The 402-nt window shown below is 61.2% G+C and carries 1 protein-coding gene; it reads left to right on the plus strand.

The genetic code is table 11. The features are described from left to right. Positions 1–402 (plus strand): transposase (locus CAPSK01_RS11115; protein ID WP_273703587.1); only part of this gene is annotated, 402 nt, incomplete at both ends.

The raw sequence follows: 402 nt of genomic DNA on the forward strand, positions 1-402 counted from the left end.
AACTCCAGCAGGCTTGGGCAGGCCGCCTGATCGAACTTCTGGTGGCTGCCTGCCATGAGGTGAACCAGGCGGGCGGTTCGCTACCCGTCGAACGCGTTGCGCTGTGGCGTAACCGATATACCGAAATTCTCAGCGAAGGCGAGGTCCTCAATCCGCAGGCGGAAAAATCGGGGAAGCGCGGACGAACACGACAGAGCAAGGCGACCAACCTCCTCTGGCGCTTGCGCACCTATGCCGATGATGTCTGGCGCTTCGCTTCTGACCCCAGCGTCCCGTTCTCCAACAACCTTGCCGAGCAGGCGGTTCGCATGCCGAAGGTCAAACAGAAGATCTCCGGCGGCTTCCGGACCAGAAACGGCGCCGATACCTTTTGCACGATCCGTTCCTACCTTGCCACCCTGC

Origin of the sequence: Candidatus Accumulibacter vicinus, assembly GCF_000584955.1 — a bacterium.
GTDB lineage: Bacteria > Pseudomonadota > Gammaproteobacteria > Burkholderiales > Rhodocyclaceae > Accumulibacter > Accumulibacter vicinus.